This is a genomic window from Arthrobacter sp. 7Tela_A1 (assembly GCF_049311065.1).
Lineage (GTDB): Bacteria > Actinomycetota > Actinomycetes > Actinomycetales > Micrococcaceae > Arthrobacter_B.
Map to the genome: position 1 here is coordinate 78,212 of NZ_JAXIOO010000006.1, position 14,560 is coordinate 92,771.

Annotated in this window: 13 protein-coding genes; 3 read left to right on the forward strand and 10 right to left on the reverse strand. The window is 66.3% G+C overall.

Annotated elements, in window-relative coordinates; genetic code table 11:
* Window positions 1-43: 43 nt before the first annotated feature.
* Together TVB01_RS04195 and TVB01_RS04200 are read right to left on the reverse strand one after the other, a co-directional pair.
* Window positions 44-1,084, reverse strand: coding sequence for a hemolysin family protein (locus tag TVB01_RS04195; protein ID WP_422454364.1), 1,041 nt, complete (start codon window positions 1,082-1,084; stop codon window positions 44-46).
* Entirely contained in the window at window positions 1,081-2,439 is a 1,359-nt protein-coding gene (locus TVB01_RS04200) for a hemolysin family protein (protein WP_422454448.1), read from the reverse strand. The genes TVB01_RS04195 and TVB01_RS04200 overlap by 4 nt, the downstream gene beginning before the upstream one ends.
* Window positions 2,440-2,679: 240 nt before the next feature.
* On the opposite strand from TVB01_RS04200, the gene TVB01_RS04205 reads away from it, so the two are divergent.
* The gene (locus TVB01_RS04205; protein WP_422454365.1) at window positions 2,680-3,822 is read left to right on the forward strand and encodes an NAD(P)/FAD-dependent oxidoreductase; all 1,143 of its coding nucleotides are present in this window, start codon (window positions 2,680-2,682) and stop codon (window positions 3,820-3,822) included.
* On the forward strand, window positions 3,765-4,685 hold the full coding sequence (gene sigJ / locus TVB01_RS04210) for an RNA polymerase sigma factor SigJ (protein ID WP_422454367.1): 921 nt from the start codon (window positions 3,765-3,767) through the stop codon (window positions 4,683-4,685). Before TVB01_RS04205 ends, sigJ begins: the two co-directional genes overlap by 58 nt.
* A gap of 3 nt (window positions 4,686-4,688) precedes the next feature.
* Here sigJ and TVB01_RS04215 read toward each other — a convergent pair whose 3' ends face one another.
* From TVB01_RS04215 to TVB01_RS04250, 8 genes are all read right to left on the reverse strand, one after another.
* On the reverse strand, window positions 4,689-5,966 hold the full coding sequence (locus TVB01_RS04215) for an HRDC domain-containing protein (RefSeq protein ID WP_422454369.1): 1,278 nt from the start codon (window positions 5,964-5,966) through the stop codon (window positions 4,689-4,691).
* Window positions 5,967-6,042: 76 nt separating this feature from the next.
* On the reverse strand, window positions 6,043-6,669 hold the full coding sequence (locus TVB01_RS04220; RefSeq protein WP_422454450.1) for a DUF3000 domain-containing protein: 627 nt from the start codon (window positions 6,667-6,669) through the stop codon (window positions 6,043-6,045).
* A 121-nt stretch (window positions 6,670-6,790) separates the two neighbouring features.
* Window positions 6,791-7,867, reverse strand: a complete 1,077-nt coding sequence (locus tag TVB01_RS04225; protein WP_422454371.1) for a threonine aldolase family protein — start codon at window positions 7,865-7,867, stop codon at window positions 6,791-6,793.
* A 44-nt stretch (window positions 7,868-7,911) separates the two neighbouring features.
* Entirely contained in the window at window positions 7,912-8,637 is a 726-nt protein-coding gene (locus TVB01_RS04230; RefSeq protein WP_422454373.1) for an SDR family NAD(P)-dependent oxidoreductase, read from the reverse strand.
* Complete coding sequence (locus tag TVB01_RS04235; protein ID WP_422454374.1) at window positions 8,634-10,007, reverse strand: DUF6421 family protein; 1,374 nt, start codon at window positions 10,005-10,007, stop codon at window positions 8,634-8,636. Before TVB01_RS04235 ends, TVB01_RS04230 begins: the two co-directional genes overlap by 4 nt.
* 110 nt (window positions 10,008-10,117) lie before the next feature.
* Window positions 10,118-10,864, reverse strand: coding sequence for a VC0807 family protein (locus TVB01_RS04240; protein WP_422454376.1), 747 nt, complete (start codon window positions 10,862-10,864; stop codon window positions 10,118-10,120).
* Window positions 10,865-10,900: 36 nt separating this feature from the next.
* Window positions 10,901-11,512, reverse strand: a complete 612-nt coding sequence (locus TVB01_RS04245; protein WP_422454378.1) for a TetR/AcrR family transcriptional regulator — start codon at window positions 11,510-11,512, stop codon at window positions 10,901-10,903.
* Window positions 11,513-11,587: 75 nt separating this feature from the next.
* Window positions 11,588-13,216, reverse strand: a complete 1,629-nt coding sequence (locus tag TVB01_RS04250) for a peptide chain release factor 3 (RefSeq protein WP_422454379.1) — start codon at window positions 13,214-13,216, stop codon at window positions 11,588-11,590.
* Between the two features lie 172 nt (window positions 13,217-13,388).
* Here TVB01_RS04250 and TVB01_RS04255 point away from each other — a divergent pair, with 172 nt between their 5' ends.
* Window positions 13,389-14,540: an acetyl-CoA C-acetyltransferase gene (locus TVB01_RS04255; protein WP_422454380.1), complete on the forward strand. Its 1,152-nt coding sequence runs from the start codon at window positions 13,389-13,391 to the stop codon at window positions 14,538-14,540.
* Window positions 14,541-14,560: the final 20 nt, after the last annotated feature.

Sequence of the window (14,560 nt, forward strand, 5' to 3'; positions counted from 1 at the left end):
CAGCGAGTCGCGGATTCCGGGTCATGGAGCCGGGTTGGCAGGGTTAGACGGTTGTGGCGTCCTGCACTTCGCCGACCAGTTCTTCGATGATGTCCTCGAGGAACAGGACACCGGTGGTGTTGCCTTCAGCGTCGAACACGCGGGCCACATGGGCGCCGGTGCGGCGCATGGTGTCCAGGGCGTCCTCCAGTTCGCTGCCGCGGAAGGCTGAGGCCAGGCGCCGGATGCGCTTTGCCGGAACCGGGGCGTTGAACTTCTCCGCCGTGTTCAGGTCCATCACGTCCTTCAGGTGAAGGTAACCGGTGAGCCCGCCGTCGGCGTCGGCCAGGATGTAGCGGGAGTAGCCGTGGAGGCCAACTGCCGCCTGGATGTCCGCCGGGGTAGGCTCGGCCGGGACCAGGACCATTTCGGGCAAGGGAACCTCGACGTCGGCAACGGTCTTCGAGGTGAACTCGAAGGCGTTGGTCAGGGTGCCGGTTGCATCGTCAAGCACACCTTCGCGGGTGGACTGCTCCACGATCGTGGCGACTTCGTCCAGCGTGTAGGTGCTGGTCGCCTCGTCCTTTGGCTCCACCTTGAACAGGCGCAGCACGCCGTTGGCGATGGAGTTCAGCGTCCAGATGACGGGCTTGAAGATCTTGGCCACGAGCACCAGCGGGGGAGCCAGGAGCAGCGCCGCCTGTGAGGGTATGGAGAAGGAGATGTTCTTCGGGATCATCTCGCCCGCCACGACATGCAGGAAGGTCACCAGCAGCAGTGCCACGACAAACGCCGTGATGCTGATGGCCTCCGGCGTCAGCGGCGTGTTCGCCAGTGGGATTTCGAGCAGGTGGTGGATGGCCGGTTCGGAAACGTTCAGGATCAGCAGCGAACAGACAGTGATGCCGAGCTGGCTGGTGGCCAGCATTAGCGTGGCGTGTTCCATCGCCCAGAGTGTGGTCTTTGCCGCCTTGCTGCCCTGGGCGGCCTTGGGCTCAATCTGGGAGCGGCGGGCGGAGATGACGGCGAATTCGGCACCCACAAAGAAGGCATTGACTGCCAGCAGCACGAAGAGCCAGATGAGGCCGGGCAGATACTCACTCATTGGGTGGCTTCCTTCGTCAGGGTATCGACCAGGCGGTCGTGCGCGCTGCGCGGTGATTCCGAACCGGGGTTGGGGGTGAAGCGCAGGCGCTCAACATGCGTTCCAAGGACGCGCTCCACGCGCAGGACGCCGTCGTCGACTTCGACTTCATCGCCCAGTTCGGGCATCCGGTCCAGGCAGTGCGTGACAAAGCCCGCCAGCGTCTCGTAGTCCTCTCCGTCAGGCACAGTGATTCCGGCACGGTCCAGGAGCTCATCCGGACGCAGCGACGCATCGAAGGTGACCGAGCGGCCGGTGCGGACGACGCCGACGCGTGCGCGGTCGTGTTCGTCTTCCAGTTCGCCGACGATTTCCTCGACCAGGTCTTCCAGGGTGACGACGCCGGCGGTTCCGCCGTGCTCGTCGGTCACCACGGCGATCTGCAGGCCCTGGCTGCGCAGGATGCCCAGGAGGGAGTCAACGCCCATGGATTCGGGGACCCGCAGCGGCGGGACCATCACGTCTGCGGCGGTGGTGGTGGCACGTGCGTCCAGCGGCAGTGCGAAGGCCTGCTTGACGTGCAGCACGCCCAGGATGTCATCCGAGTCCCGTCCCAGAACGGGGAAGCGGGAGTATCCGGTGGTGACGGCGGTGGCGATGATGTCCTCGGCCGTGTCCGTTGCCTGGACACCGACCATGCGCACTCGCGGAGTCATGACGTCTTCAGCGGTGTGGTCGCTGAAACGCAGCGTCCTGTGCAGCAGCTCGGCGTGGTCCTGGTCGAGTACCCCTTCCAGCGCGGAGCGGCGGACCAGGAAGCTGAGTTCCTCGGCGCTGCGCGCACCGGAGAGCTCTTCCTTCGGTTCGATGCCGAAGGAGCGGATGACCTTGTTTGCCGTGTTGTTGCACACCAGGATGACGGGTTTGAAGACGGCGGTGAACAGTGCCTGGAACGGAATGACCACCTTGGCGGTGGCCTTGGGCAGTGCCAGGGCAAAGTTCTTGGGCACCAGTTCGCCAATGATCATGGAGAGCAGGGTGGCGACGGCAACGGCGATCACCGCGCCGGTGCCGCCGACGACTGCCTCGGGAACGCCGACGCTCAGCAGCGGTCCGCGAAGCAGTGCGCTGATGGCCGGTTCAAAGGTGTAACCGGAAAGCAGGGTGGTGAGGGTGATGCCCAGCTGGGCGCCGGAAAGATGGGTAGAGGTAATCTTCAGGGCCTTGATGGTGGGACCAAGACGCTTTTCTCCGGCGGCCTGGCGGGCCTCCAGGTCACTGCGGTCGAGGTTGACCAGGGCAAATTCAGAGGCCACAAAGAGGCCGGTACCGACAGTCAGCACGAGGCCAACGCCGATCATGAGCCATTCATACAGATCATTCAACGGAGGTGCCCCCCTAGAACCAAATTGTCTGGCACACAGGAGGGCATGGGTTTATGAGAAGGGTCGTCCATAGTAGCCAAGATCCTACGGCCCTTTCCTAGGAAATTCCTGAAAGTGCCTAGCCAGAGGGATGTTTGGGACAGATTGTTGCCGATCTGTCACAAAACCGGGCCCGGCGGTGTCTTATGTACAGCCGGAACGACCGGTGCAGGAGAACTCGAGGAGCGAGAAATGCAAACGGATACCACCACAGCGGCCACGGTCATCCTGGGCGGCGGTTATGCCGGTGTTATGGCAGCGAACCGGCTGGCCGGACGCGGGCAGGAAACTGTCCTGTTGACTCCCGATCCCCGCTTCACCGAACGGATCCGGCTGCACGAATTCACTGCCGGCGGCAGGGCGGACCCCACGCAGGACTACCGCTCGCTGCTGCACCCGGCGGTGCGCCTGGTGTCCGGCGCCGCCACGGCGATCGACCCCTCGGCGAGGACGGTGCAACTGGCGTCCGGAGACTCGATGGGGTACGCATACCTGGTGTACGCAGTGGGCAGCGGAAGCGCCCCGGCCCCCGCCGGCGCCGTCGCCCCGGACCGGATGGATGGCGCACGTGAGGCGCGGAGACGGCTCAGGGACCTGGCGCGCGGGGAACGGATCGCTGTTGTCGGGGGAGGGCTCACTGCCGTGGAGATGGCGGCAGAGATCGCCGGGCAATACCCGGACAACCCGCTCACCCTGTATGCCTCCGGGACATTGGTTCCGCATCTGGCAGAGAGCACCCGCAGCGGCATGCTGGCGAGCCTGCGCCGGGCAGGTGTTGAGGTGCATGCCGGCAGCGTGGATCCGGACCACCTTCCGGAGGCGCCCCTGGTGCTGTGGTGCGCGGGGTTCGGTGTCCCGTCCCTGGCTGCGCACAGCGGCCTGCCGGTTAACGCTGACGGCCGGCTGGTGGTGGATTCCTCTCTCCGGGTCCCCGGCCAGGACCGGATCTTCGGAGCAGGGGATGCTGCCGTGATTGGAGCGCCGGGCTATGGCTACCTGCCGATGACCTGCGCCACCGCGATGCCCATGGGTGCCGAAGCGGCGTCGAACATCCTCCGGCTCCGGGCGGGAGAGCCGCTGCCGCGGCACGACAGCGGTTTCCAGGCGCAGTGCATCTCGCTGGGCCGCCGGGACGGCGCGGTGCAGTTCCTGACGCCTGGGTTCACCCCGCGGCGGTTGCATGTCCACGGACGGTCCGCTGCCGTCTTGAAAGAGGTAATCTGCCGAATGACACTGCGGTGGATCCGCGGGGAGGCACGAAAGAGCGGAGCCTACACATGGCCGAGGGGCCCGAAGCTGAATCCACAGCCGGTGCCGCGGGCGGCATGGGCCTAACCCGGGAGGCCGACTTCCTGGCCCACCGGGGCATGGTCTTCACTATCGCCTACGACATCACGGGAACCGTGGCCGACGCGGAGGACGTGGTCCAGGAAACCTACCTGCGTTTCTCCGCCGTCGGGCACCCGGTGGACAACCCGCGGGCCTACCTTGCCCGGACCGCGGCGCGGCAGGCGCTGAACTCGGTCCGGGCGTCCGCCCGGCGCCGGGAGGAGTACGTCGGAGACTGGCTGCCGGAGCCGCTGCCCACCGGCGCCAGGGAGCAGGCAGACCCGCAGGTCGCGGCACTCACCGCGGCGGAAGTCTCCACGGCCATGCTGGTGCTGATGCAGAGCCTCAACGGACCGGAGCGGGCAGCCTTTGTGCTGCGCGAAGTCTTCGGGTTCGAATACCGCGAAATCGCGGCCGCGCTCGGTGCCGGCGAGGCTGCTGTCCGCCAGCTGGTGCACCGGGCCGGTGAGAGGGTGCGTTCCGGCCTGCCGCGGACGGTGCCGGACGAGGCAGAGCACAGGACCGCCGTCGAACGCTTCCTGCAGGCCGCGATGACCGGCCAGGTACAGGACCTGCTGGACGTACTGGCTCCCGAGGTCGTGCTGGTCTCTGACGGCGGCGGTAAAGTCAGTGCCGCGCGACGGACGGTGTACGGTCCGGAGCGGGTGGCGGCGCTGCTGCTGGGGCTGGCTGCCAAATACGGCGAAGGGGCGGTGCCGGAGTTCATCGAGTTGAACGGGCTGCCGGCCGTTGCCTTCCGGGAAGACGGACTGGTCACCACGGTGTTCCAGCTTTCCTTCCGGGACGGACTGGTGACCGGGGTCTTCGCCATGCGCAACCCGGAGAAACTGGTCCGGCTGCAGCCCTGAAGACTATTCCTTTTCCGGCAGCGGATCAGGGTCCAGGAAAGCGACGGTCAGGATGGCGGCCGATTCGCGGATCTGCCATTCCCGGGCACCGAGGGAACGCAGCGCCTCGCTGACGGAATCCAGGTCGATCGGAGTCGGCGGGCGCCAGGCGATGCGGCGCAGGTGATCCGGCGTCAGCAGGTTCTCGACCGGCAGGTTGAGCCGTTCCGCCTGGGCTGCCAGGCGCGGTTTGGCGGTATGAAGGCGGGCAGCGGCCGCCGGGTCGTTGCGTGCCCAGACCCGCGGGGGCGGCGGGGCGTGGGTGGGGATATGCAGTGGCGGCAGGTCTTCGGTGTCCGGCGCAGCTGCGATGCTGCGCAGCGAGCGCGGGGCTTCTTTCTGTGCAGCACGCCCGTGGAAACCGGGAGTGCTGAGCAGCGCCGGAACGGTGGAGGGCATGGCCCTGGCCGCAGCGACGATCGCGGAGTCCGGAATCAGCCGGCCAGGGGCGGTGTCGCGGCGCTCAGCCAGCTGTTCGCGCTCAGTCCACAGTTCACGGACCGCGGCCAGCTGGCGGCGGTCCCGCAGCTGATGCATCCCGGAGGTGCGGCGCCAGGGGTCAGTGCGGGGCGGGGCCGGTTCGGCGCTGCGGATAGCCTCGAACTCTTCCTCGGCATACTCAAGCTTGCCGTCAGCCTCCAGGACCTTGATGAGTTCTTCACGGAGTTCCGCCAGCACCTCGACGTCCAGTGCGGCATAGCGCAGCCAGGGTTCGGGCAGCGGCCGGGTGGACCAGTCGGCCGCCGAGTGTTCCTTCGCCAGGCTGAAACCCAGCAGGTTTTCGATGACAGCGGCCAGTCCGACACGTGGCAGCCCGGCCAGCCGGGCCGCCAGCTCCGTGTCGAAGAGCTTATCCGGCCACATGCCCAGTTCCGACAGGCACGGCAGGTCCTGGGTGGAGGCGTGAAGGATCCACTCAACCCCGTGGAGCGCTTCGTTGATGATGCTCAAATCGCGCAGCGGTTCCGGATCAATGAGCCAGGTGCCGGCGCCTTCGCGGCGGATCTGGACCAGGAACGCCCGCTGTCCGTACCGGAAGCCGGAGGCGCGTTCGGCGTCCACGCCGGCCGGGCCGGTGCCGGCGGCCAGTGCCCGCGCTGCGCGTTCGAGCCCCGCCACGGTGTCAATGACCAGCGGCACCCCGTCGCGGGGAGTTTCAAGAACGGGAAGGGGAGGAGCGTCGGCAGCGGGATCGGCTGCTGGTGCTTCGGAAGCGGTTTTGCCGGAAGTTTGCGCGGTCATAAGGACTTCAGTCTATCGAGTACCGGCGGGATTCCCGCTTTCTGCACCCGGGCACGGGAATCCGCGCGGACATTTGTTAGTTCAGGCGCCGACGCGGCAGCGGTGAGACGCCTTCGGGGAGGGGCGGCAGTCCGGCGAAGGTGCAGACCATATCCGACCAGGCCTCAAGATGGCTCTGCACATCGGCGTCGGCCGGAGTCCAGGAAGCCCGCAGCTCAATGTCGATGGCGTCGCTGCGTCCGGCCAGGGTGCCGTAGCTCTCGGAGAGGATCCTCGTTGCGGTGCCGCCGGCAGAAGAGTACCGGGCGCCGTGTTCCTGCAGGGCATCAACCAGCCAGGTCCAGGCCACTGAACCCAGCATCTGGTCGTTGCCCATGTCCGGCTCCAGTTCGGCCCGGATGTACGTCACGATGCGGAAGGTGCCGTTCCATACGGCGCTGCCCTCGGGGTCGTGCAGGAGGATGAACCGTCCCGTAGCCAGTTCCTGGCTCTCGGGCAGCACAGGTCCCACCGGGCCATGGAAGGTCGCCGCGGCGGGAACAGGACCGGAGATGCCGACGTCGGCGGCCAGTGACACGGCGAACGGGGCCAGCCGGGTCGGGGCCGGGATCTCTTCCAGCCGCAGTTCAGGCCGGCACTTGGCACGGCGCAATGCCCCAAGAGCTGTCAGGAATTCGGGGGGCACCTGTGACAGGTCACCAATCGCACTCACCCTCGAAGATTACGGCCGGTCCGGCCTGCTGCCGATCAGGCTCGCCGGTGTGTCCTTTTCGTTACGTGGCTTTAGCTTACGGACCGGCGGGCGCGACCGACAGGGCCAGGGATCAGCGTGCGGCGGAAACCTCTGAAGCGATGGCTGCGGCGAAGGCATCCACGTCCGCTTCGCTGGTGTCGAACGTGCACATCCAGCGCACTTCACCGGTGGCCTGGTCCCAGTCATAGAAACGGAACTGGTCGCGCAGCTTATCGGCCACGCCGGCCGGGAGGGTGGCGAAGACGGCATTGGCCTGGGTCGGTTGGGTCAGCGTCACGCCGTCGATCTGTTCGACGGCAGCGCGCAGGCGGGCCGCCATGGCGTTGGCGGTAGAAGCGGAGCGGTGCCAGAGGTCCGTCCCGTAGAGCGCAATGAACTGCGCGGAGACAAAGCGCATCTTGGAAGCCAGCTGCATATTCATCTTGCGCAGGTAGTCCAGCCCGGGGGCGGCGTCCGGATCCAGTGCGACGATGCACTCGCCGTACATCATGCCGTTCTTGGTTCCGCCCAGGGAAAGAATGTCGACGCCGGCGTCCGTGGTGATCGCGCGGAGCGAAACGCCCAGGGAAGCAGCAGCATTGCCCAGGCGGGCACCGTCCATGTGCAGCTTCATGCCGCGTGCGTGAACGTGGTCGGCGATGGCCTGGATTTCCTCGACCGTGTACAGCGTTCCCAGCTCGGTGGACTGGGTAATGGAGACCGCCAGCGGCTGGGCCCGGTGTTCGTCGCCCCAGCCCCAGGCCTCGCGGTCAATCAGTTCGGGGGTCAGCTTGCCGTCCGGCGTGGGAACCGTCAGAAGCTTCATTCCGCCCACGCGTTCCGGGGCACCGTTCTCGTCGACGTTGATGTGCGCAGTGGAGGCACAGATGACGGCGCCCCAGCGAGGCAGCAGCGACTGCAGGCTGATGACGTTCGCACCGGTGCCGTTGAACACCGGGAAGGCCCGCATCCGGTTGCCGAAGTGTTCGGTGAAGACTTCACGGAGCTTTGCCGTGTAGACATCCTCGCCGTAGGCGACCTGGTGTCCCAGGTTGGCTGCAGTCAGGGCATCAATGATCTCCGGGTGGACGCCTGAGTAGTTGTCCGAGGCGAAAGCACGCAGGGCGGGATCATGAAGGGAGGCAGTATCAGTCACTAAATCAGTCACGAAAATTAGTATCTCTCAGGGTGGGTCTTGGCTGAAATCGGTTCTTAGGCGCGCGGAACCAGATTGATCCGCTTGCCGTTGATCTGTCCCGCCGGCGCAGTGAACAGGCTGGTGGCAGCGCGGGCAAGCTCGGAAACATCGGTATATCCGGGGAACTTCCGCTCCGGGTGCTCCGCCCGCATGGCATCATTCACGAGCGCCTTCACGACGAAGACGACGGCGGCGGCACCGGGGCCGCTGAACTGCGCGGCGATGGCATGGACCCAGGCCTCGGCCGCAGCCTTGGCCGCGGCGTAGCCTGCGTTTCCCGGTGTCGGGGATTCCACCGCGGTGGAGGAGACAATGGCCAGGCGCCCGTGCCCGGACGCTGCCAGCTGCCCAACGAAGCTGCGGCTGACGTTGCGCAGCGTGGTCATGATGTTCTGCTGCAGGAAATCCCAGTCATCGTCGCTCTGGTCCTCGAGGGTGCCCCCGCCCCGCCAGCCGCCGACCAGGTGGATGAGGCCGTCGATCCCGCCGTAGCCCTGCATGTCGGAGGCCAGGGACGCCACATCGCCGGGGCGGCTGAGGTCGCAGGTGCGCAGCTCGACGCCGGCAACCAGGCCCAGGGATTCATCGAGCCGTCCGGCGCTGGAGCCGACGGCAATCACCTGGGCTCCGGCGCGGGCCAGTGCGGTGCAGACGGCGGTGCCGGAGGCAGAGGACGCTCCGGCTACGAGGACCCTCAGGCCCTCAAGTGCGGATGCTTCCCCTGCTCCGGCTGCGCTCATAGTGTGCTGCTCCCTGTGATTCCAGCGGTGGATTCGATGACCGGCGCCATCTTCTTCGACAGCGCTTCGTAGAACATGGACAGCGGGAATTCGTCGTCGAGTACCTGGTCAGTGAGCGCCCGCGGCGGGCCGTCCAGCGGCAGGGCATCCGGCCCCTTGGCCCAGCGCGATGCCGGGTGCGGAGTCACCGTGCCTGAAATCAGAGTGTACGCAGCGAGCCAGTGGGCTGTCTTGGGCCGGTCGATGGAACGCCAGTACAGTTCCTCGATCTCCTCGCCCAGCCGGATCACGACGGCGGGAACTTCGTCCCAGTCGATGCTCAGCTTGCCGTCGGTCCAGTGCAGTACGTGGTTCTGGTGCATCCAGGCAAAAAGAAGCTGTCCGCCGAGGCCGTCATAGTTGCGCACCCGGGAACCGGTGATGGCGAAGCGGAAGATCCGGTCAAAGATCACCGCGTACTGCACCAGTGCCGCGGTGCTGCGCGCCTTGGGGTCGGCGTCGTCGTCGTGCTGGATCTTTACCGCTTCGCGGAACGCTGTCAGGTCGCAGCGCAGTTCTTCCAGCGAGTAGAGGAAGAACGGCATGCGCTGCTTGATCATGAACGGATCGAAGGGAAGGTCGCCGCGCATGTGCGTGCGGTCGTGAATGAGGTCCCACATCACGAAGGTCTCCTCGGTGAGTTCCTGGTTGTCCAGGAATTCCGCCGCAGCCTCGGGAAGCTCCAGCGAGGTGATCTCCGCGGCGGCGCGGAGCACCCGGCGGAAGCGGGCGGCCTCGCGGTCGGCGAAGATGGCACCCCAGGTGAAGGTGGGAGTCTCTCGGACAGCAACGGTTTCCGGGAAGAGCACCGCGGAATTGGTGTCGTAGCCCGGGGTAAAGTCACGGAACCGGATCGGAACGAAGAGCTTGTTGGAGTATTCCCCAGCCTCCAGGCCGGCAATGAACTCAGGCCAGATGACTTCCACCAGCACGGCTTCCAGCAGGCGGGACCGTGAGCCGTTCTGCGTGTACATCGGGAAGACCACCAGGTGGAGCAATCCGTCGGTGCGGTCCAGCTGCGGCTGGAAGGCCAGCAGTGAATCGAGGAAATCGGGCACGCCCAGGCCGGCTTCGAGCCAGCTGTCCAGGTCGCTGATCACCAGCCGCAGGTACTCGGCATCTTGGGGGAAGGCCGGGGCCAGTTCGGCCACGGCATCGCGGACCGTCTCCAGCAGTGCTCCGGCAGCCGTGCGGTGCTCGGCGGGAACCGAACCATCCTGTTCCTGGAACTGCGCAAACTGCGTGGCCGCGCTCTTCAGGCGCTGCCAGGCGGCGCTGGATTCGGGAGCGGCGAGTTCAACGGCGGAGGAGCTGAAGACGGTGGACGACATGGCGGAGACCTTCCAGTTGCACGGACTCCCGAACCGGGAGTGAGTGATGGTCCCAGCGTAGCCAGAAATCAATCAAACTTAGCCTTATCAAGCAGTCAAGTAAGTAATACTTATGCTTCCCGGGTCTCGGCATGGCGTTTGGCCCAGCGGCCCTTCGGGTGGTCAACCGCAACTCCGGCGTAAAACGGAGACCAGGCGCGGGCCGCGCCGCTCACCTGGTAGTAGGTGTTGGCGGCCACGACCAGGATCACCGCTGTTCCTGCCGTCAGTGCCGTCGTCAGGCCCGGAACTGTGTCCACCGGGAGGTTCCAGGCCATGAGGGTGCGAAGGGCGCTGTCCACGCACAGCCCGACGCCCCACGCAATGCTGCTCACCCGCCAGATTCGGCGGAAGCGCGGCAGTTCAGTGAATAGCCGGTCCCAGTTCCCCGGCCACCCGAACCGTCCTTCGAGCACCGGCTTGGACATCACATAGACCAGGGGCCGCCGGGTAGCGGAACTCACGAGAAACCACAGCCCGGAGACTCCCATGACCAGGGCGCCGCGGGCCAGCAGGAACCTCTCATCCCCGGGGATTACGGAGACCACGGTGCTCAGGACCATCAGCGTCAGGGCATACAGGCCAAAGGGGGAAACCTTCCGGGCACGGAGGAGATCCACCAGTGACCCGGCGACGGACACGGCTGCTCCCGCCAGCAGTGCCGTATAGGCATCGATGCCTGCTGCGCGCAGGCCGTAGAACAATGCCACCGGGATGAGGAACTCGATGGCTGCGCGGAGGAGCCGGGCAGCCGGGGATTTCCTGCGCGCGGAACCGGTCCCGGCCGGCACTGTGCGGTGTGCGTTGATCCTGCCCATATACTGCCTCCCGGCATGGATTTCCGGCTGAAGTTCTTAGTATGAGACGGCGTCTGGTGCGTCGAATCGTGTGGCGAGTTCGAACAATTCGGCGAGCTCGCGACCGTAGGCGGCGCAGTCCGTTTCAGGCGCCCGCTCAAGCACAAAGGGCAGCCCGTCGATGCTGCGCTGGACAGCGTGGGCCATCACTGCGGGATCGAAGGAGCGGAACTCCCCGCTCTCCTGGCCCTGCCGGAGAAGGTCCTCGAGCGGGGCGGCTGCCGCGGCGTCGTCGGCGGTTGTGTACTGCAATGCTCCGGCCAGCACAATGCGGGTCAGGGCAGTCATGTCGGACCTGTTGTTGTCGATGAACCCGACCGTTGCCGTGATGTAGGCCTGCAGGGCACGCGCCGCTGTTTCCTCGGCATGCACTGCAGAGCCGGTCCATGCTCCGATCCGCTGGATGACCTGGGCGGCACAGGCGCTGATCAGGTCAGCCTTGCCGGCGAAGTGGTAGGAGATCAGCCGGGTGCTGGAGAGCTGTGCCCGCTCCGCTATGCGGGCATAGGAGGCGCGGTCATATCCCTGTTCGGCGATGACGGACAGCGCGGCGTCGACGATTTGCGCCCGCCGCGCAGCACCCGTGAAGGACGGCTCTTTTACCTGCATGGGTAAAAACTACGCCGCGCAGGTAAACAGGAACAGGGCCTGCCGGAACTTTCTGCGGAGGACCCGCCGGCTGCCTTAGTAGCCGCGGCTGTTGGGTGACTCGGTGCCGATCACGGCCAGCGGAACATCGGGGTGGTTCTTCTCCACCCGGCGCAGCGCCCAGACGTCGTTGAACACGGCCACGTAGGCCCCGTCGGTACGGAGAAGGACTTCGGCTCCGTGTACGTTGCTGAGCACCTCGGCAGCGGAGGCGTCAGTCAGCCGGGCCATGGAGTAGGAGAGCTGCTCCATGCGCATGGGGGCGTTGAAGTCCTGGTTCATCCGGTCTTCGACGACCTCGAACTGCATGGGGCCGACGGCCGCCAGCACCGGAGCCTGGTCACCTCGGCGGTCCGAGCGCAGCACCTGGATGATGCCTTCGTGTTCGAGCTGGTCGATGCCGCGGCGGAACTGCTTGTACCGGCTGGGGTCCTGGGACCGGGCGACCCGGAAATGCTCGGGGCTGAAGAACGGGATGGGCGGGTAACGGACCGGCTCATCGACGTAGAGGCTGTCGCCCACGCGCAGGGCAGAGGCGTTAACCAGCCCGACGACGTCGCCCGGGTAGGCCTGGTCGATCACTTCGCGCTCACGGCCGAACAGGTGCTGGGCGTACTTGGTGGCGAAGGTCTTGCCGGTGTTCGCGTGCGTGACGACCATGCCGCGTTCAAAGATGCCGGAGCAGACGCGGATGAAGGCCACGTGGTCGCGGTGCGCCTTGTTCATGCCGGCCTGGACCTTGAACACAAACCCGGAGAACGGAGCGTCGACGTCGCGGGAGTTGCCGTCTTCGTCCACGCGGGCGCCGGCGGGCGGAGCCAGGTCCACGAGCGTGTCCAGGATCTGCTTGACGCCGAAGTTCAGCGCAGCGGAGGAGAACAGGATGGGCGTGGCCTTCGCGTCCAGGAATGCCTGCCGGTCAAATTCCCGGCCGTCAATGACCAGCTCTGCCTCACCGAGGGAATCGGTCCAGGCATCGCCCTCGGCGGCTTCGGCTTCTTCGGGGGTGAAGTATTCTTCCAGCGCCAGTGAAGCGCCGGAGTTCTGCCGGGTGAAGCGGACGAACTCGTCCTTCTGCAGGTCCCAGATGCCGCGGAAATCGCCGGCGATGCCAACGGCCCAGGTCAGCGGCATGGGTGCCAGGCCGGTGCGCTCGGTGATTTCGTCCATCAGGGCCAGCGGGTCGAGTCCGGGGCGGTCCCACTTGTTGATCACGGTGATGATCGGCAGGTTCCGGGAGCGGCAGACTTCGAAGAGCTTCATGGTCTGGGTTTCCAGGCCCTTGGCGGCGTCGACCAGCATGACGGCGCAGTCCACGGCGGCGAGGACGCGGTAGGTGTCCTCGGAGAAGTCGGCGTGGCCGGGGGTGTCCAGCAGGTTGATGACCGTATCCCGGTAGGCGAACTGAAGCGCGGTGGAGCTGATTGAGATGCCGCGGTCCTTCTCCATCTGCATCCAGTCAGAGACCGTCTCGCGGCGGTTTTCCTTGCCGTTCGTCGCGCCCGCCGTTCCAATGACCCGGGCATGCAGGGCCAGCGCCTCGGTCAGCGTGGACTTTCCGGCGTCGGGGTGGGAGATGACGGCGAAGGTGCGCCGGCGGGCGGCTTCCTTGCCGATTGCCGGATTGGCGCTCGCACGGACGGGAGTCTGGACCTGTGAGGACACTGCCGCTGCTTTCAGGAGTGGGAAGTGGGTGGGGCGCTGCCCAAGGAACAGCCTTTCCATTCTAGCCGCCGATCGCAAACCGGCTTTCCGCGCCGCGGCAGGAGGCGGCCCGGCTGGGTTTAGTGTGGTGCACAGCACAGGCCGCACAGGATGATTGGGCAAGGGAGCCACCATGGCAGAAGTATTCATTGTTGACGCGATCCGCACGCCGGTGGGACGCCGCGGCGGTGGACTGAGCACCATCCACCCGGCGGACCTGGCGGCTGCGGTCATCGGCGAAGCGGTGCACCGCACCGGGATCGCATCGGACGAGTTCGACGAAGTGATCCTCGGCTCCATCGACCAGGTGGGGCCTCAGGCCATGGACATTGCCCGCACGGCGTGGCTGGCCGCCGGACTCTCCGAACGCGTGCCCGGAACCACGGTGGAGCGCCAGTGCGGTTCCGGCCAGCAGGCGGTGTCCTACGCCGCGCAGGCTGTTATGAGCGGAACGGCTGATCTGGTGGTGGCAGGCGGCGTGCAGAACATGTCCGCCATCCCCATCGGCTATTCCAACACCGCGGCTGCCGAGCTGGGCTTCCCCAATCCCTTCGCCGGCTCGGCAGGCTGGGAAGCCCGGTACGGCACACAGCCAATCTCGCAGTTCATCGGCGCCGAGATGATGGCCGAGCGATGGGACCTGTCCCGCGCCGAGATGGAAGATTTCGCCGTCGCCTCCCACGAGCGCGCGCTGGCTGCCCAGGCGGAAGGCCGCTTCGACCGGGAGATCCTGCCTGTGGCCGGGATCCGTGCGGACGAAGGCCCGCGTACCCCGGACCGGGCGAAGATCGAATCCCTGGCCCCGCTGCGGGAAGGCGGAAAACTCACCGCGGCCACTGCGTCGCAGATTTCCGACGCCGCTGCCGTCCTGCTGCTGGCCTCGGTGGACGCGGTCCGCCGCTACGGCCTGCGTCCGCGTGCCCGTATCCACCACATTTCCGCCCGCGGGGATGATCCGGTGATGATGCTCAGCGCACCAATCGAGGCAACCCGCCACGCACTCAAGCGCACCGGCATGTCCCTGGCGGACATGGACCTCATCGAAATCAACGAAGCCTTTGCCTCAGTGGTCCTGGCCTGGCAGCGCGAACTCGACGCTGACCTGGACAAGGTCAACGTCAACGGCGGGGGCATTTCGCTGGGGCACCCCATCGGAGCGACGGGAGCCCGGATCATGACCACGATGCTGCATGAACTCGAACGGACGGGCGGCCGCTACGGGCTGCAGACCATGTGCGAGGGCGGCGGGCAGGCGAACGTCACGATTATCGAGCGGCTCGGCTGAACACCCCATCTTCTCCTAGA